This is a genomic window from Ignavibacteriales bacterium, from assembly GCA_016709765.1.
GTDB lineage: Bacteria > Bacteroidota > Ignavibacteria > Ignavibacteriales > Ignavibacteriaceae > IGN3.
This window is the reverse complement of the sequence record JADJMD010000014.1, coordinates 88,826-106,366: the sequence shown is the minus strand read 5'-3', so window position 1 is coordinate 106,366 and position 17,541 is coordinate 88,826. Positions and strand designations below refer to the sequence as shown.

The following is a 17,541-nucleotide window of genomic DNA, read 5'->3' as shown; positions in this document are numbered from 1 at the left end:
TAGTAGAGATTATATTATAAACTGTAATAACTTATTGTGCCAAATCAATCGGATTAGATGATTTGTTTGAAATGTTCTATATAAATTGAATAAGAGAATATTACTTTTTTCTATTGCACTGGTGTTTTATTTTTTTGTATGATTTTCTTCCAACTCCTCAGTAAGATTTGAAACAAACAATTCAACTTGCTGCTCGTTACCAAGTAAATCCTGTAAAGTAATTTTACTCAATAATCCATCAAGCATAGTTTGTACTGTTTTCCAGAGCGAGCGGATTGAGCAATCGATAGAGTGTGTGCAAATATTTTCAACCCCGGAATGTAAATCACAAAAAGAAGATTCATAAAGTTTACCTCCAAGCGCAGTTAAAACATCGCCCACAAGTATTTCATTTGCAGCACGAGCTAGTTTATAACCGCCAGTTTGTCCACGTGAACTTTCAATAAATCCGGCAAGGCGTAATGCACGAAGAATCTTTCCAACATTTGCTTCAGAAAGTTTTTCCTCATCACTCAGTTCGGGAATAGTCATTCCTTTATCGGAATCACTTTTCCCGATTCTAAGTAAAAGTCTTAATCCATATTCTTCTTGTGTACTAAATTTCATATCTCATTTTATGTCATTGCGAGAAGTCCTTTTAGGACGACGAAGCAATCTGTAGTATAGATTCCTTCGCCCGATAAATGGGGACTCGGAATGACTTATCCTTTAAACAATGGAATCTTTGAGCCACACTGTTTGGCATGCATTACTTGTGAAAATTGCTCCGGTGTAATAGATGGACCTTTTGCGGAGCAGTTTTCTTTAAAAACTTGCTTTAAGCCTTGAGCAATTTGTTCAGCTGTATAACCTTCGATATTCAGTCTTGGCACAAAATGCACTAACTCGCCATTCTTAAATAAAGCAATACTTGGTGATGAAGGGGGAAAACCTTTTATGTGCTGTCTTATTCGTTCGACTGCATCTCGCTCTTGGCCAGCAAATCCCGTATAAATTTTATCGGGAATGATATCATTCTGCAGAGCAAGCGAAACCCCAGGTCTTGCGCTACCTGCAGCACAGCCACAAACAGAGTTGATCATAACTAAAACTGTTTTGTCATCATTATTTTTTATTGCGATATCAACATCTTCGGCTGATAATAATTCTTCAAAGCCAACCGCGACTAATTCATCGCGCATTGGCTGAACCGCGTCTTGATCGTACATTGGTGAACGTGAAGTTATATTAAACATTTGTGCTCCTTTTATTTTTTGTTTTATAAAAATCCTAATTCAAGTTTTGCAACTTCAGACATCATATCTTTATCCCAATGGTGGATTCCAAACAAGTTCCACTTTTGCATCTGTAACTTCCGGAACAGATTTTACTTTTGCTTCTACTTCTGGTGGAAGTGATCCAGCAACAGGGCACATTGGAGAAGTTAATGTCATCTTAACTTTTACTTTTGATTCGTCATCAATTGCAATCTCATAGATCAAACCTAACTCAAAAATGTCTACAGGAATTTCAGGATCGTAACATGTTTTTAATGACTGAATAATCTTTTCTTCTAATTCTTGTTTGCTTAATTGTGCCATAATTATTCTGTTATAACTTTTTCTTTTTTGTTATGCAAAGCATTTATCATTGTGTGCCATGCAAGCGATGCACATTTAACTCTAGCTGGAAATTCTCTAACGCCACCAAATACTGCAAGCTTTCCTAGTTCATCGATATCAGGATTATCGCCTAATTTATCGGTTACTAATTCGTGAAATTTATTAAAAATCTTTTCGGCTTCTTCAACACTTTTTCCTTTTAACATCGAGGTCATCAAAGAGGCAGAAGCTTTTGATATTGCACATCCGGATCCTTGAAATGAAATATCTTCAATTATACCATGATCATTTATATTAAGAAAAACATTTAAGTTATCTCCGCAAAGTGGATTGTATCCTTCAGCATGATTTGTTGGATGTTCAATCAGCCTAAAGTTTCTCGGTGATTTATTATGATCTAAAATTACCTGTTGGTAAAGCTCTCTTAATTCCTGATCCATTATCCGAATACCTCTAAAATTTTCTTTAATCCATTGACTAGGATGTCGACTTCTTCAATTGTGTTGTACATTCCAAAGGATGCACGTGAAGTTGCTGGGACATTAAATCTGCGCATTAACGGTTGAGTACAATGATGACCAGTGCGGATTGCAACACCTTCAAAATCCAGGAAAGTCCCAACATCGTGGGGATGAACATTTTCAAAATGGAATGATAACACTCCAATTTTATTTTTCGCTGTTCCGATAATTCTTAAGCCTTGTAGATCAGAAACTGCTTTTGTTGCATATTCAAGTAAGACATTTTCATGATAAGCAATATTTTCTAAACCTATTTTTTCAACATATTCTATTGCCGCACCTAAACCAATTGCCCCAGCAATATCAGGAGTTCCGGCTTCAAATTTATGCGGAAGTTCGTTGTACGTGGTTTCTTCAAATGTAACTTTAGAAATCATATCTCCGCCGCCTTGATAGGGAGGCATAGCTTCTAAATAATTTACTTTCCCATAAAGAATTCCAATTCCGGTTGGTCCATAAAGTTTGTGCCCAGAAAATGCAAGAAAATCACAATCAAGCTGCTGTACATCTATCTTTAAATGATTAACAGCCTGTGCTGCATCCAGCATAACAGGAATGTTGTAACTATGCGCTAAATCAATAATCTTTTTTACCGGGTTTACAGTACCAAGCGAGTTGGATGCATAAACAATGGAAACAAATTTTGTTTTTTCATTAATCATCTTTTCAAATTCTTCAAAGATGATTTCGCCTTCATCATTAATAGGAATTACACGAAGCTTTGCATTTTTTTCTGTACAAAGCATCTGCCAGGGAACTATGTTGGAATGATGTTCCATTGTTGAGATGATTATTTCATCACCTTCTTTAATATTGGTTCTTCCATAGGATGAGGCAACAAGATTCACTGATTCAGTTGTGCCGCGTGTAAAGATTATTTCATTTTTACCAAGAGCATTAATAAAATTCTTAATAATAATACGGGAACTCTCAAAAGCTTCGGTTGCTTCCTGACTAAGCGCATGTACACCGCGATGAATGTTTGCATTCATCTTTTCATAATAATTATTTGTTTTATCGATTACATATTGAGGCTTCTGTGTGGTAGCAGCGTTATCCAGATAAACAAGTTGTTTACCATGAACTTTTAATTTTAAAATTGGAAAATCGTTTCTGATTTTCTGCACATCATACAAATATGATTTATTCTCTATTATGGCTGCATTTTTAGTATGCATTTTTACTTTCTAAGCGTTAAATCTTTTACTTATAATTTCTTCAAGATAATCTCTTAAAGCAGGTATTTTTATAGATGTAATTACATCGCTTGCAAAAGCATGTATTAAAATTGCTGTTGCCGATTCTTCGCCAATTCCACGTGACTTAAGATAAAATTTTGCCTCGTCATTCAGTTTTCCAATAGTGGCACCATGTGAGCATTTAACATCATCAGCAAAAATTTCAAGCTGAGGCTTGGTGTTCATAACAGCATCATCGGAAAGTAATATTGTGTTGTTTTCCTGAAAAGCATTTGTTTTTTGTGCATCCTGCCTAACCATAACTTTTCCGTTAAACACACCCTTAGATTTATCCTGCAGTATGCCTTTGTAATGTTCATGACTGTTACAATGCGGTTTAGCATGATCGATCATTGTGTGAGCATCAAAAAGCTGCTCATCTTCGATCATAAATAACCCGTTGAGCATACATTCACCACCATCATCATTAAATCTTGCATTAAAATCATTTCGGGAAATTTCTGCTCCAACTGAAATAAGATGAGATGAAAAATTACTGCTGCGCTCTTGATCGACTTCCATTCGAGCTATGTGAAAAGCTTTTTTACTTTCTTCCTGAAGTTTAATATGATCAACATTGGCATTTTCGTCTGCAACAATTTCAGTAACGGAATTTGTGAAGTAAACTGAATCGTCATTAGATATAAAGTGTTCGATAATGGTTACTTGAGAATTTTTTCCTGCAACAAAAAGATTTCTTGGTTGGGTTATAATCTTCTCATTTCCTGAGTTTGTTAAAAATATAATATGAATCGGATCTTCAACAATTTTTCCATCCGGTACATAAACAAAAGCGCCGTCTTTTGTGAAAGCAGAACTTAAGGTGGTGAAAAAATAATTTTCATTTTCCGCGTATTTCCCAAAATACTTTTTAACAATTTTATTGTCATTCTTTATCACCTCAGCAATACTTCCAATCTCAACACCGTTAGGAATATCAATTAGCATAGATAATTCTGATGAAAAGATTCCATTCACAAAAACTAAAAGGCTGTGTTCCATCTTATCAAATAGAAACTTGCTTATAACTTCTGTAGATACATTTGTCTTTACGGGAATAGGGGAGAAGTTATGCTTTAATAATGAAGAAATATTCGTGTATTTCCACTCCTCATCTTTCTGAGTCGGGATATTGAGTGTTCCCAATTTGCTGATTGCATCTTTCCTAACATTATGAAAATCAGATGTCTTCTCACCGTTTAAAGATTTTTCAAAATCATTGAACTTACTGATGTACCATTCTTTAATATCTATTGTTTTATCCATTTTTTCTTTTCAATTTGTCATTCCCACTAAAGTGGGAATCTATTTTTATTTTTGAATCTTGAATTCCCGCCTACACGGGAATGACATTCTTTATTAAACCACAGCCTCAGCTTTATCACTTTTAATCCAATCGTAACCTTTTTCTTCAAGTTCCAACGCTAATTCTTTTCCACCTGATTTAACAATCTTACCTTTATATAGAACGTGAACAAAATCAGGGATAATGTAATCCAATAATCTTTGATAGTGAGTTACAAGGATTGTAGCGTTATCTTTTGCTTTTAATTTATTAACACCATTTGCAACTATGCGTAAAGCATCTATATCAAGGCCTGAATCAGTTTCATCAAGAATCGCGAGCTTAGGATTTAACACTGCCATTTGAAAAATTTCATTTCTTTTCTTTTCGCCGCCGGAAAATCCTTCATTAACTGCCCTGCTTAAGAATTTCTGATCAAGTTCAACAAGTTTACTTTTTTCTTTTAACAGTGAAAGAAAATCCATTGAATCAAGCTCTTCTTCTCCGCGATATTTTCTTACTTCGTTGACAGCAGTCTTTAAAAGATTTGTATTACTTACGCCTGGAATTTCAACAGGATATTGGAATGCAAGAAAAACTCCTTCTCGTGCACGATCTTCGGGAGAAAGTTCTAATAAATTTTTTCCGTTGTATAAAACCTCGCCTTCGGTTACTTCATATTCTTCTTTTCCTGCAAGTACAGATGCAAGCGTTGATTTTCCTGATCCATTTGGACCCATAATAGCGTGAACTTCTCCGGCATTTACTTTTAAATTGATTCCTTTTAGAATCTCAGTTCCTTCAACATTTGCGTGAAGATTTTTTATTTCTAATAACATTATAACTTTTTCCTTTTGAATTTTGACTTTTTAATTTTTATCCCACACTTCCTTCAAGAGAAATGCTAAGTAGTTTCTGTGCTTCAACAGCAAATTCCATTGGAAGTTCTTTAAACACTTCTTTACAATATCCATTAACAATTAAACTAATAGCATCTTCAGTTGAAATTCCTCTTTGATTAAGATAGAATATCTGGTCTTCACCAATTTTAGATGTTGTTGCTTCATGCTCAACTTGAGCTGATGGATTATTAATTTCTAAATATGGAAAAGTATGTGCGCCGCATTTATCACCAAGCAAAAGCGAATCGCATTGAGAAAAGTTACGTGCATTTTCAGCTTTCTTTGTAATCTTCACTAATCCGCGGTAGCTGTTGTTACTTTTTCCTGCGGAAATTCCTTTAGAAATGATTGTACTTCTGGTGTTTTTTCCAAGATGAATCATCTTTGTTCCGGTATCTGCTTGCTGCATATTATTTGTAACTGCAACAGAATAAAATTCTCCAATAGAATTATCTCCTTGAAGAATACAGCTTGGATATTTCCAGGTTATAGATGAACCCGTTTCAACTTGTGTCCAGCTAATTTTAGAATTTGTTCCACGGCAAGCACCGCGCTTTGTAACAAAGTTATAAATTCCGCCTTTGCCGTCTTTATCACCTGGATACCAATTTTGTACAGTTGAATATTTAATTTGTGAATTTTCAAGAGCAATGAGTTCTACAACAGCAGCGTGAAGTTGATTTTCATCGCGCATGGGAGCGGTACAGCCTTCAAGATAACTAACATATGCATTATCATCGGCAATAATTAATGTTCTTTCAAACTGTCCGGTGTTTGCGGCATTAATTCTAAAGTAAGTTGAAAGCTCCATGGGACAGCGAACACCTTTTGGAATGTAAACAAATGAACCATCGCTGAAAACAGCTGAGTTTAAAGTTGCATAATAATTATCTGTGTAAGGAACCACGCTTCCTAAATATTTTTTTACTAATTCCGGATTCTCACGAACTGCTTCCGAGAAAGAACAAAAAATAATTCCCATTTCATTTAATTTGCTTTTGAAAGTTGTAGCAACAGAAACAGAATCAAACACAGCATCCACTGCAACTCCGGCGAGCATTTTTTGTTCATCTAAAGAAATACCAAGTTTCTTGTAAGTATCAAGTAATTCGGGATCAACTTCATCCAGACTTTTTAGTGCCGCTTTTTTCTTTGGGGCGGAGTAGTACGAAATTGCCTGATAATCCACAGGCGGATACTTTACATTTGGCCATTTTGGTTCTTCCATGGTTAACCAATGACGGTAAGCTTTCAATCTCCACTCGGTCATCCATTCCGGCTCTTCCTTAATTGCAGAAAGCTGACGGATAATATCTTCGTTTAATCCTTCGGGAAGGCTATCAGCTTCAATATCGCTTACAAATCCGTATTTGTACTCTTTATTTGTTAATTCTTCAATTTTCTGGGTTTCGGTCGTACTCATTTATGCTCCAAATATGCAAATCATTTAATTTTTATAAGTAAACTTATTCAATCTATACTAAATAGTCAAGATTGATAATAGAACAATGTGATGTGGGAATCAGTTCATTTCTAATGGATATTGATGTTATCAGAAAAGATTGAGAATAAGAAGGCTTTATGCAAAAGCTAGATCTGCACCTATCTACAACTCAATCCAATCATCGCTTTCTTTTGTTATTTCAGCTTTTACTTTTCAGGTGTGAGCAATTCCAGCAGGTTCAAATAGTATAATTTTAACATTACCACGAGGAACAACTTTATGCTCAACACCTTTTTTAACAATGTAGAATTCACCAGTATTTAGAGTTATGTTCTCTTCTTTTTCAAGTATATCAATAATGTCCCCACTGCTTCTAACAGAGCCACAGCAGATTTTATGGTTTCTTCCACATTCTTTAATGAAAAATATGTATCAATAACAAAAGATTATTCTGAATACATAAAAAGAAATATCAATATTGATGAATGAGGGTATTGATTGGTATTATCTTAAGTTAAAAATATGATTAATTTGAGCAGTAATTTTTTATTATTGTTTGCTGGTTAAGCCCTTTCTATATCATTTTTCTTAACCATTGGTCTTTTTGTTGATTCCAATCTAACGGAAGAATAATAATCCCAAATTGTTTTTAAGTCATTATTCGGTTAATTTTGAAGTGAAATTAACAAAGGTACTTGTGGCAGATACAGATCAAAATAAACCGAATCAACAGAATCCAACTGATAAAAGCAGTACGGGACAATCACAAAATAATTTCCACAAAGGTGGAAGAAGATATTATCCAAAGAAAAGATATTACAAACCCAGAAATTCAGATGAACAAATTCAATCAACAAAAGTAAGTTTTCAAAAAATTTCACTTGTAATTCCGCTTCTAAATGAAGAAGAATCAATTCTTCCGCTAATTAATGAAATTAGAAAAGCAATTAAACCGCTTAATAAACCATATGAAGTAATTTTTGTTGATGACGGTAGTACTGATTCATCTTTAAAAGTAATCAAAGATGCTGCAAAAACGGATACACGATTAAAGTTTATAAGTTTTAGAAAAAATTATGGCAAGTCCGCTGCTTTGCAAGTAGGATTTAAAGCTGCAACTGGTGATGCAATCATAACTATGGATGCAGATTTACAGGATGACCCGCACGAAATTCCAAATCTTCTCAAAAAACTTGATGAAGGTTTTGATCTTTGTTCCGGCTGGAAGAAAGAAAGATTTGATCCGTTTATTAAAAAATATTCTTCACGTTTTTTTAATTTTGTAACAAGAATGATTAGCGGAATTAAGATTCACGATTTTAATTGCGGATTAAAAGCCTACAGAAGAGAGGTTGTGCAGAACTTAAATGTTTACGGCGAGCTTCATCGTTACGTTCCCGTTTTGGCAAAGTGGCAGGGATTTACAGTAACAGAAATTCCAGTTAAGCATCATAAACGTAGATACGGCAAAACCAAATTTGGTATTTCAAGATTCTTTAAAGGATTTATTGATCTTATCACTGTTACTTTTGTTGGAAGATATGTAAAACGCCCAATGCACTTTTTTGGATTCTTCGGAGCATTATCATTTCTTGTCGGTATAATTGTTAACGGCTACTTAACAATTGAGTGGATTAGTGGCAAACCTTTAAGTAACAGGCCAATGCTGTTTCTCGGTATGTTGTTGATAATCGTTGGTGTGCAATTTTTCTCGGTTGGATTACTTGGTGAAATGCTTGTTCATCAAAACCAAAGTGAAAGAGAATATGTTATTAAAGATAGAGGATAATGTTCACATCAGTTCATTTCAATAATAAACTAATTCTTTTATATTCCTATTTTCGATATGCTAAAAACTAACCAGTTAAAATATGATTGCCGTTTCTTTAGAGGCGATATACCTTGCAAACCACATAAACAATTTTCTGTTCACTGTGTAGATGAAACTGGAAATAATTGTAAGTATTACGATCCTATTAAAGAAAAAATCTTAATTATAAAACTTGGCGCCACAGGCGATGTTATCAGAACCACTCCAATTCTTTCTCCATTAAAAAAACAATTCCCGAATTCAAAAATATTTTGGTTAACATTAAGTCCCGCAGTAGTTCCGGAAGTTGCAGATGTTGTGCTTGATTTTAATCTTGCTAACATTGAGTTTCTGAAAGCAGAACAGTTTAATTTGTTAATTAATCTTGATAAAGATAAAGAAGCTTGCGCACTTGCCAATCAAATTAGCGCGAAAGAAAAAAAAGGATTTGTTTTAAAAAATGGAATTCCTTCTCCAGTAAATCCACATGCAGAACACAAATATTTAACCGGTATTTTTGATGATTACTCCACACAGAACACTAAAAATTATATGGTGGAAATGTTTGAAATTCTTGGATATAATTATAACGGTGAAAAATATATTCTGCCCGATTTCAAATCCCAAAATGTGGACTGGGACTTAGACAGAAAGAAAAAAGTTATTGGATTGAATACAGGCTGCGGCGGAAGGTGGACTTCAAGACTCTGGAAAGATGAATATTGGATTGAATTAGCCAAATCACTTTTGAACAATAATTACGAAGTTTTGTTTTTAGGCGGTGAACAAGAGGATGAGAAGAACAAAATGTTTGCTCAAAAATCGGGTGGAAAATATTTTGGACATTTCAGTTTGGGAAAATTTATAAACCTTGTTGATCAATGCGACCTTGTAGTTACTGCCGTAACTATGGCGATGCATATTACTCTTGGTCTAAATAAAAAGATTATTTTGTTTAATAATATCTTTAATAAGCATGAGTTTGAACTCTTTGGATTAGGCGAAATTATTGAACCGGAAAAAGAGTGTACTTGTTTTTATAAACCAACCTGCACAAATACAAATTACAGATGTATGGATTTGATTTCAGTTGCAAAAGTTTTTGATTCGATCAAAATTCTTCTTGCCAAATGAAAATTCAAATACTTTCTACAGCTTATCCGCTTCGTGGTGGCATAGCACATTTTGTTGGATTACTTTATAATGAGCTAAAAAAAAATCACGATGTAAAAGTTTTAACATTTAAAAGACAATATCCCGCAATATTTTTTCCTGGTAAAACTCAACTTGAAGGTGGAGACTCAGGTGAAAAAATTCCAACCGAAATAATAGTTGATTCGGTAAATCCTTTTAATTGGATTAAAGTTGGTAAAAAAGAATTTAACGATGCTCCTGATATTTTAATATTTAAATATTGGATGCCTTTTTTTGCACCTTGTTTTGGTATGATTACAAAGCATGCAAAAAAAAATAATAAAACTAAAGTTGTAGTTATTTGTGATAATGTTATTCCACATGAGAATAAACTTTTTGATAAAACTTTAACAAAATATTTTTTTAATAGAGTAGATTTTTTTGTTGTGCTTTCAGCAAGTGTTGAAAAGGATTTACTTAGTTTATATCCTAAAGCAAAGTATAAACTCTTACCGCACCCCATTTATAGTAATTTTGGAAATGCTATTGAAAAATCAGTGGCAAAATTATATTTAAAAATAAATGATGAAAAAGTAATTTTATTTTTTGGATTTATAAGAGATTACAAAGGTTTGGATACCTTGCTTTTAGCGATGATTGAATTAAAAGATAAAAATATCAAACTGCTAGTTGCAGGCGAGTTTTATACTGATAAAGAAAAATATCTTAACATCATAAAAGAACATAGACTTGATAAAAATATAATTCTTAAAACTGATTTTATCCCAACAAACGAAGTTAAGTATTATTTTTCTTGTTGTGATGTTGTGATTCTTCCCTATAAAAGTGCAACACAGAGCGGTATAGTTCAGATTGCAGTAAATTTTAAAAAACCTGTTATCGCAACAAATGTTGGCGGGCTTGCAGAAGTTATTGTTAATGAAGAGTCCGGTTATATTGTTGAAAAAGAAAATCCCAAAGCTTTAGCACAAGCTATTGATAGATTTTATGCAGAAAAAAAAGAAATTCCGTTTGTTAATAACATCAGTAAGATTGCAGATAAATATTCCTGGAAAAACTTTACTGATGGAATTATTGAATTAGTTACAATTTAGAATTAATAATATGCACTACGATCCTATAAAAAATATTTTCGCATCAATCATTAAAAAAATTCCAGTACTCAGGATTCTATTTTATAAGATTCTTGATTTAATGTTTCTTCGCTCCTGGTATGTTAGAAGAGAGTTAAAAAGAATCAGAAAACAGTTTGGCGATAAAAAGATCAGCATTTACGATGCAGGTTCAGGTTACGGACAATACTCATATTTTATGTCTAAATATTTGCATCCTTGTGAAATTTATTCGATTGATGTTAAAGAAGAATGGATAAAGGATTGTAAAGATTTTTTTGCATCACAAAATATTACCAATGTAAAATTTGGAGTTGAAGATTTAACATCAATAAACCATAATGATAAATTTGATTTAATTGTTAGCGTTGATGTAATGGAACACATTGAAGACGATGTGAAGGTTTTTAATAATTTTTATAAGGCACTTAAAAAAGATGGTTATCTTCTAATCAACACTCCATCTATTTATGGCGGAAGTGATGTCCACGAAGATGAAGATGAAAGTTTTATTGGTGAGCATGCGCGTGTTGGATATTCAAAAGAAGATTTGGAAAACAAACTGCACCCATTAGGTTTTGTAACTAACCAGGTTAAATACACGTATGGTTTTTGGGGTGATAAAGCATGGCGGCTTGGAATCAAATATCCAATAATGCTGGTGAATGCATCTAAATTTTTATTTGTATTACTTCCGTTCTATTATTTAGTTACTTTTCCATTTACTTTTATTATGATGTTAATTGATATTAATTCAAATAATAAAATCGGCGCGGGAATTAATTTAATTGTAAAGAAATAAAGTTTTATCTGGAGAGATAATGGCAAAAGCAAAAAAAAATGTTGTATCAACTTCTTCCACAAAAGATAACTTCTTATCAAAGTTTAATATTAATAATCTTATTGCACCCAAGTATCATATTTTTGCCGCGGGGCTTATTGCAATAGTTTTATTTTTAATATTTCTTAATCCGATGTACTTTGGTGGAAAAACTTTTCAGTCAGGTGATATAATCGCCAGCGAGAGTGCAAAACCCTATATACTTAAAGATCACGAAGAGTTTACACTTTGGAATCCACACGTATTTTTAGGAATGCCTGCATACTCATTAGGAACAGAAAAAACATGGTTTAATCTTATATATATGGGATTTGCTTATTTACGCATTGCATTTATCAGTTTCTTTTCAGTTGAATATGCGGTTTGGAGTTTTTATTTAATCATACTTGCGTTTTCATCATTTTTATTGATGCGGCATATTACAAAAAATATGATGGTAAGCTTATTTACTTCAATTGCCACATCATTTAGCACGGGACTAATTGTATTTCTTTATATAGGACATGTAACAAAACTTACCTCTCTCTGTATGTATCCATTAATCTTTTTAATTCTTCTAAAGTTTGATGAGAAAATTAAAATTATTTATACACTTGCATTAATAATTATTCTGCAGTTATTCATTCAAGGATTCCATGTTCAGATAATTTTCTATACACTTTTTGCTGTTGCTATTTATTACATCTTCTTTTTTATAAGATATTTGATCAATAAGGATAAAGAAAGAAATGTTAAATTAATTAAGTCTGCGGCTCTTTTCATAGCTGCATCAGTTATTGCTGTATTAATCTCTGCAGATAATTTAACACAGATTTACGAATACACACCATACTCAACGCGAGGAACAGAAGGAATTTTAGAAAAAGAATCTTCCAACACTGAAAAATCTTCATCAGATTATTATGATTACCACACAAGTTGGTCATTTTCTCCACAGGAAATTTTAACATTCATCGTTCCATCATTTTATGGATTTGGAAACTCAACATATAAAGGTCCGCTAACTCAAAATCAAGATTATGAAGTAAACACGTATTTTGGTCAGATGCCTTTTGTGGATGTACCTATGTATATGGGTGTTATCGTTTTCTTTTTAGCGTTGTTTGGAATTTTCACTTGTTGGAAAGAACCGTTCGTTAAGTTTCTAACTATCCTTTCCGGTATCGCGCTATTTATTTCTTTTGGTAAAAATTTTTCTTTGTTATTTGATCTTATGTTTTACTACTTCCCATACTTTGATAAGTTCAGAGTTCCCTCAATGATTTTAGTGCTTGTGCAACTTTCATTACCAGTTTTGGCTGGATATGGAATTATGAAGATTATTTCTCTTCGAGAAAATCACGATAAGAAAGTAACATCAATTCTTAAATATGCGGCATATGCATTTACCGGAATCTTTATTATTTCTTTACTTGCTAACAGCGCTTTATCAAATTGGTTTATTACAAGGGTTAATGAATTTGCTGCAGGCATTCAAGCAAGCAAACCACAAAACGCACAATACTTTCAGGCATTTTCGCAATATATGGCGGATATGTTTATTAGTGATCTATTAATTGCGTTTGCATTTTTAAGTATAGTTTTTTGGGCTGCGATTTTATATTTAAACAAAAAGTTAAGCGCGGATTTACTTGTACTTGTAATAATTATTCTTACTGTTGTTGATCTTTGGAGAATTGATGGACGTGGTGCAAAATATCATGATAGTCCTGAAATAAAAGATAAATTTAATGCTCCACAATATGTCACAGTCATTAAAAGTCAAAATGATAAAGATCCATTCCGTATTTTAAATCTAAAACAAGATCAATCGTTAGGATCATTTAATCAAAACTCAAACTTTAACGCTTACTTTTTATTAGAAGATATGTACGGCTATTCGGGTATTAAGCCTAGAGCTTATCAAGATATTATGGATGTTGTAGGACCCGCAAATCCAACGTTATGGAGGATGCTTGGTGTAAAATATCTTGTTCTCGATCAACCTGTTCAAATGGGAGGATTAACAGTTTTATCAAGCAGCGAAAAAACTTTTGTTTATAGAAATGATGCCGCATTACCACGTGCTTATTTTGTTAATAAGGTAGAAAAGAAAAGCAGTATTGATGTATTGAATTTGATCAAAGCAAATGCATTTGATCCAAAAGATATTGCGTATGTTCAGGACATAGATTTAAAAGTTGATGCCCCTGATTCAACAACATATTCCAAAATTGTAAAATACACTGATGAAAGATTGCAACTTGATGTGAATGCATCTGGAAATAATTTTATGGTATTTAACACAACATATTTGCCGACTGGATGGAAAGCTTTTATTGATGATGACAAAACAGAAGTGTACCGAACTAATCATGCTTTAATGGGCATTGTAGTTCCAAAGGGTAAACATAAAATTGAATTCCATTATGCACCCAATAGTTTTTATATAAGTAAATATCTGGTTCTAATATTAAGTTCGCTTTCAATTTTTGGAATTGTGCTTGGGATATTTATCGAACGTAGAAAGCAGAAAAAATCAGAATAAAGTTAATTGAGTGTAATCATATAAATGAATTATCGTTTTGTTAAAGTAACAAGTTTTTATAGAAATTTTCTTAAATATTATTATTCTAATAATTCTGATATAAAAACTAAATCTTATTCTGAGCAATATGATGATCTGATGGCACAGGAGTTTGGCTGGTCAAATTATTATCAACTACATCTTAACAAATTAGGCAACGAAGCATTTGAAATAGTTGTGAACGCAGATTCACTTCAATCTGCCTGGGCAAATGAACATGGTTTACCATTAGCGGGTGAATCATTACTTCTGGATCAATTTAAATTTTATAAACCAGAAGTAATCTTTTTCCAGGATAGCTTCATTTTTAGTGTTTCTTTTCTTAAAGATTTAAAAAAGAATGTGCCATCCATAAAGAAAATAATTGGATGGTGTTGTTCGCCATTTACAGATCAGCAATTAGAAGTATATAGACTATTTGATTTTGTTTGTACCTGCTCACCTAAATTTGTTGATACGTTTAATAAAGTAGGAATAAAATCTTACCGCCTAAATCATGCATTTGAATCCTCACTGGTTCCAAAACTTAAAGTGGATAATAATTATCCAGAATCAGATTTTATTTTTATTGGTTCATTTATTGGGAATGAAGATTTTCATAATGAAAGAATCCAATTAATTGAATCACTATTAAATAAAAAAGTGAATCTTAGTCTCTACTCAAATCTCCCGAATGATAATCCAATTTATATTATGGGACAAAAGTTTGGTTATTTTACTGCCAACTTTCTTAGATATATTGGATTAAATAGTCTCGCGCTTAAATTGCCGTTAATAAAGAAAACAGCGCAATTAACTATGATACCTAAGAAAATTAATTTTTCAAGAGAATTTAAAAAAACAGCAATTCCTACTCCACTATTCGGACTTGAAATGATGAAGGCATTATCAAAATCTAAAATTGGGTTTAATTCTCATGGTGGAGTGGCAGGTGATTACGCAGCAAATATAAGATTGTTTGAAGTTACTGGCGTCGGTTCGTGTTTGTTAACAGATCACAAAAAAAACATCACCGATTTCTTTGAACCAGATAAAGAAGTTGTTACATATAAATCCGCAGACGAATGTGTAGAGAAAATTGAATGGTTACTCTCACATCCCAATGAATTAAAACAGATAGCGGATGCGGGGCAACAAAGAACATTGAAAGTTCATAGTTTTAAACAAAGAGCAGAAGAGCTTAATAAAATAATATCAGATGAATTGAGCAATTAAATCTTAAATAAAACAATTTCATTTTAGTTTAGAATCAAAATTATCTTTCCAAACTAATCTTGCATATGTGTATGGAATAAATTTCCAAAAAGTATTTAATGACCAAGAAATTAATTTTAAAATACCATTGTTGCTTTTCATTGTTTCAAAATCATATCCCTCTCTATTTAAGTAAAATATAGAATAAAACAATTTTGAAAGTGGTTTTAAATATTTATTCTTTTTAAAGATTAAACCGTTTCCATTTTTTCTAACAATCCATTTATGTGAGTTTGCCGGAAGCAATATTTCGGTTATTGGTCCAGGAGTTTCTATATAGCCGGATTTACTGATTCTTTGAAGTTCATTACAAAACTTTACAGGGTCATCAACATGTTCACCAATGTGTGATGCAATTACACAATCAAACTCTTTATCAGCAAAGGGAGAAACTAGCGCATCACCAAGAACAAAGTATTTATCACCCGGCATTTCAATTTTGGCAGTTGTACGATGAATTGTATCACCAGTATATTTATCAATAATTACATTTGCTCTTCTATTTGGTTGATGACCACTTCCAACGTCAAGAACTTTCCAATCAGGATTTATATTTAATACTTTTTGCGTGTTACCGGCTTTCCATCTTACAATTGCTTTTGTATAAGCCAAATATGTTTGATTGCTAATTACATCTGGACTAAACATATTTTTACCAAACTCGTGTAATTTAGTTTTATCAAATTTATAGGAGTTATCAAGCATATACAGAATAGCTTGTTTTAATTCATCCAGATTTCTTCGCTCAATTAATATTCCTGTGGTTGGGTTAACAAAATCTTCTGGTCCGCCGCATTTGGTTGCGATAACAGGAATTCCATAAAGTATAGCTTCTGCAGTAACAACTGAAAATCCTTCATCATCACTGTTCAGGATATGAAAGTCTGCCTTTGTGAGCATCTCAAGTTTTTTTTCTTCAGTTACAAAACCATGAAAGACGATGCACTTATTAAGAACGTTCAATTCATCAGCTAACTTTACAAGATTTTCTTTTTCGCTTCCTTCTCCTATGATATTAAATACGCAATCTTTTCTATTCAAATCATTGTATATATGGGCAAAAGTTCTAATTATGTCAGCGACATTTTTTCTATCATTTAATATTGAGATATGAATAGCTGATTTTTTTTCTCTTGGTTTGATTAGGTTATTAAGGGATAAATAATTTTCATTTATCTCAACAATATTTGGAATCACTCCAAAATTTCCTTTGAATCCAACTTTCTTAATATATTCTAAAGAAGGGTGCGAATCAACATTTATAAAAGAACATTTCTTTATAACTATACTTTTCAGAAATCGTAAAGGAATTTTTGTTTTTTTTGTCATTCCTCGTAAAAAATTTATATCCGGTGTAGAATGTTCAGTAATTACGTAATCGATTCCTTTTAAAATTTTAAATAGAAAAGCAATGTAGGCTGATCGGTCTATAATATTAGAATGAATTAAGTTAGGATGTCCCCACCTTGATTTAATCTCTCGCCAACCAATGTAGTAAGACTTTATGTATCTAAAATTGTAAAAAAGAATGTTAATGAATTTATTTGAGGATTTTTTAAAGTAAACACGTGCAGTTAATACATTGTTTTCGGTAATAACTTCTAATTCATAGGTTTTACTTATAATTGAAGGATCATCAACAACATAAATAAGTGCGATATCGCAAATACGAGTCATCGCTTCAGCTTTTCTTTTAACAAAAATTCCTAAAACTTTATTAACCCTGCTGGGATACCAGCTTGCAAGGAACAATATTTTATACTTTAATGGTTTCATTGAGTAAATTATTTTAGAATAAATGAATAAACAAAA

General features: G+C 32.5%; 14 protein-coding genes and 1 pseudogene. 6 read left to right on the top strand and 9 right to left on the bottom strand.

Annotation, left to right across the window (positions count from 1 at the left end):
• Positions 1–126: 126 nt before the first annotated feature.
• The 8 genes and pseudogenes from IPJ23_16105 to sufB all read right to left on the bottom strand — a co-directional run bounded on the left by IPJ23_16105 (position 127) and on the right by sufB (position 6,970).
• Positions 127–606, bottom strand: a complete 480-nt coding sequence (locus tag IPJ23_16105; protein MBK7632193.1) for an Rrf2 family transcriptional regulator — start codon at positions 604–606, stop codon at positions 127–129.
• 95 nt (positions 607–701) lie between these two features.
• The gene (locus tag IPJ23_16100) at positions 702–1,235 is read right to left on the bottom strand and encodes a BrxA/BrxB family bacilliredoxin (protein ID MBK7632192.1); all 534 of its coding nucleotides are present in this window, start codon (positions 1,233–1,235) and stop codon (positions 702–704) included.
• A 23-nt stretch (positions 1,236–1,258) separates the two neighbouring features.
• A pseudogene (locus IPJ23_16095) lies at positions 1,259–1,580 on the bottom strand (SUF system Fe-S cluster assembly protein).
• Positions 1,581–1,582: 2 nt separating this feature from the next.
• Positions 1,583–2,041: an SUF system NifU family Fe-S cluster assembly protein gene (locus IPJ23_16090; protein MBK7632191.1), complete on the bottom strand. Its 459-nt coding sequence runs from the start codon at positions 2,039–2,041 to the stop codon at positions 1,583–1,585.
• A complete protein-coding gene (locus tag IPJ23_16085; GenBank protein ID MBK7632190.1) occupies positions 2,041–3,300 on the bottom strand; it encodes a cysteine desulfurase in 1,260 nt (419 codons plus the stop codon). The genes IPJ23_16090 and IPJ23_16085 overlap by 1 nt, the downstream gene beginning before the upstream one ends.
• A gap of 9 nt (positions 3,301–3,309) precedes the next feature.
• Positions 3,310–4,626: a Fe-S cluster assembly protein SufD gene (gene sufD / locus IPJ23_16080; protein ID MBK7632189.1), complete on the bottom strand. Its 1,317-nt coding sequence runs from the start codon at positions 4,624–4,626 to the stop codon at positions 3,310–3,312.
• A 93-nt stretch (positions 4,627–4,719) separates the two neighbouring features.
• Complete coding sequence (gene sufC / locus IPJ23_16075) at positions 4,720–5,484, bottom strand: Fe-S cluster assembly ATPase SufC (protein ID MBK7632188.1); 765 nt, start codon at positions 5,482–5,484, stop codon at positions 4,720–4,722.
• Between the two features lie 37 nt (positions 5,485–5,521).
• On the bottom strand, positions 5,522–6,970 hold the full coding sequence (sufB, locus tag IPJ23_16070; GenBank protein MBK7632187.1) for a Fe-S cluster assembly protein SufB: 1,449 nt from the start codon (positions 6,968–6,970) through the stop codon (positions 5,522–5,524).
• 865 nt (positions 6,971–7,835) lie between these two features.
• Here sufB and IPJ23_16065 point away from each other — a divergent pair.
• Genes IPJ23_16065 through IPJ23_16040 form a run of 6 tightly spaced genes read left to right on the top strand, consistent with a single transcriptional unit; the run spans position 7,836 to position 15,690 of the window.
• The gene (locus IPJ23_16065; protein ID MBK7632186.1) at positions 7,836–8,780 is read left to right on the top strand and encodes a glycosyltransferase family 2 protein; all 945 of its coding nucleotides are present in this window, start codon (positions 7,836–7,838) and stop codon (positions 8,778–8,780) included.
• Positions 8,781–8,837: 57 nt separating this feature from the next.
• A complete protein-coding gene (locus IPJ23_16060; GenBank protein MBK7632185.1) occupies positions 8,838–9,935 on the top strand; it encodes a glycosyltransferase family 9 protein in 1,098 nt (365 codons plus the stop codon).
• Positions 9,932–11,050 carry a glycosyltransferase gene (locus tag IPJ23_16055; GenBank protein MBK7632184.1) on the top strand — a complete coding sequence of 373 codons (1,119 nt, stop codon included), beginning with the start codon at positions 9,932–9,934 and terminating at the stop codon, positions 11,048–11,050. Before IPJ23_16060 ends, IPJ23_16055 begins: the two co-directional genes overlap by 4 nt.
• A 10-nt stretch (positions 11,051–11,060) precedes the next feature.
• Complete coding sequence (locus tag IPJ23_16050) at positions 11,061–11,870, top strand: class I SAM-dependent methyltransferase (protein MBK7632183.1); 810 nt, start codon at positions 11,061–11,063, stop codon at positions 11,868–11,870.
• Positions 11,871–11,889: 19 nt separating this feature from the next.
• A complete protein-coding gene (locus tag IPJ23_16045; GenBank protein ID MBK7632182.1) occupies positions 11,890–14,436 on the top strand; it encodes a YfhO family protein in 2,547 nt (848 codons plus the stop codon).
• A 24-nt stretch (positions 14,437–14,460) separates the two neighbouring features.
• Entirely contained in the window at positions 14,461–15,690 is a 1,230-nt protein-coding gene (locus tag IPJ23_16040; protein ID MBK7632181.1) for a glycosyltransferase, read from the top strand.
• Positions 15,691–15,708: 18 nt separating this feature from the next.
• On the opposite strand, the gene IPJ23_16035 is transcribed toward IPJ23_16040, so the two are convergent.
• A complete protein-coding gene (locus tag IPJ23_16035; GenBank protein MBK7632180.1) occupies positions 15,709–17,505 on the bottom strand; it encodes a glycosyltransferase in 1,797 nt (598 codons plus the stop codon).
• Between the last annotated feature and the right edge of the window lie 36 nt (positions 17,506–17,541).

Bases quoted from the DNA above. Each gene is read 5' to 3' on its own strand.
- IPJ23_16045 (MBK7632182.1), top strand. From the start codon at position 11,890: ATGGCAAAAGCAAAAAAAAATGTTGTATCAACTTCTTCCACAAAAGAT.
- IPJ23_16090 (MBK7632191.1), bottom strand. From the start codon at position 2,041: ATGGATCAGGAATTAAGAGAGCTTTACCAACAGGTAATTTTAGATCAT.
- IPJ23_16105 (MBK7632193.1), bottom strand. From the start codon at position 606: ATGAAATTTAGTACACAAGAAGAATATGGATTAAGACTTTTACTTAGA.
- sufD (MBK7632189.1), bottom strand. From the start codon at position 4,626: ATGGATAAAACAATAGATATTAAAGAATGGTACATCAGTAAGTTCAAT.
- sufC (MBK7632188.1), bottom strand. From the start codon at position 5,484: ATGTTATTAGAAATAAAAAATCTTCACGCAAATGTTGAAGGAACTGAG.
- IPJ23_16040 (MBK7632181.1), top strand. From the start codon at position 14,461: ATGAATTATCGTTTTGTTAAAGTAACAAGTTTTTATAGAAATTTTCTT.
- IPJ23_16035 (MBK7632180.1), bottom strand. From the start codon at position 17,505: ATGAAACCATTAAAGTATAAAATATTGTTCCTTGCAAGCTGGTATCCC.
- IPJ23_16085 (MBK7632190.1), bottom strand. From the start codon at position 3,300: ATGCATACTAAAAATGCAGCCATAATAGAGAATAAATCATATTTGTAT.
- IPJ23_16055 (MBK7632184.1), top strand. From the start codon at position 9,932: ATGAAAATTCAAATACTTTCTACAGCTTATCCGCTTCGTGGTGGCATA.
- IPJ23_16100 (MBK7632192.1), bottom strand. From the start codon at position 1,235: ATGTTTAATATAACTTCACGTTCACCAATGTACGATCAAGACGCGGTT.
- IPJ23_16060 (MBK7632185.1), top strand. From the start codon at position 8,838: ATGCTAAAAACTAACCAGTTAAAATATGATTGCCGTTTCTTTAGAGGC.
- IPJ23_16050 (MBK7632183.1), top strand. From the start codon at position 11,061: ATGCACTACGATCCTATAAAAAATATTTTCGCATCAATCATTAAAAAA.
- sufB (MBK7632187.1), bottom strand. From the start codon at position 6,970: ATGAGTACGACCGAAACCCAGAAAATTGAAGAATTAACAAATAAAGAG.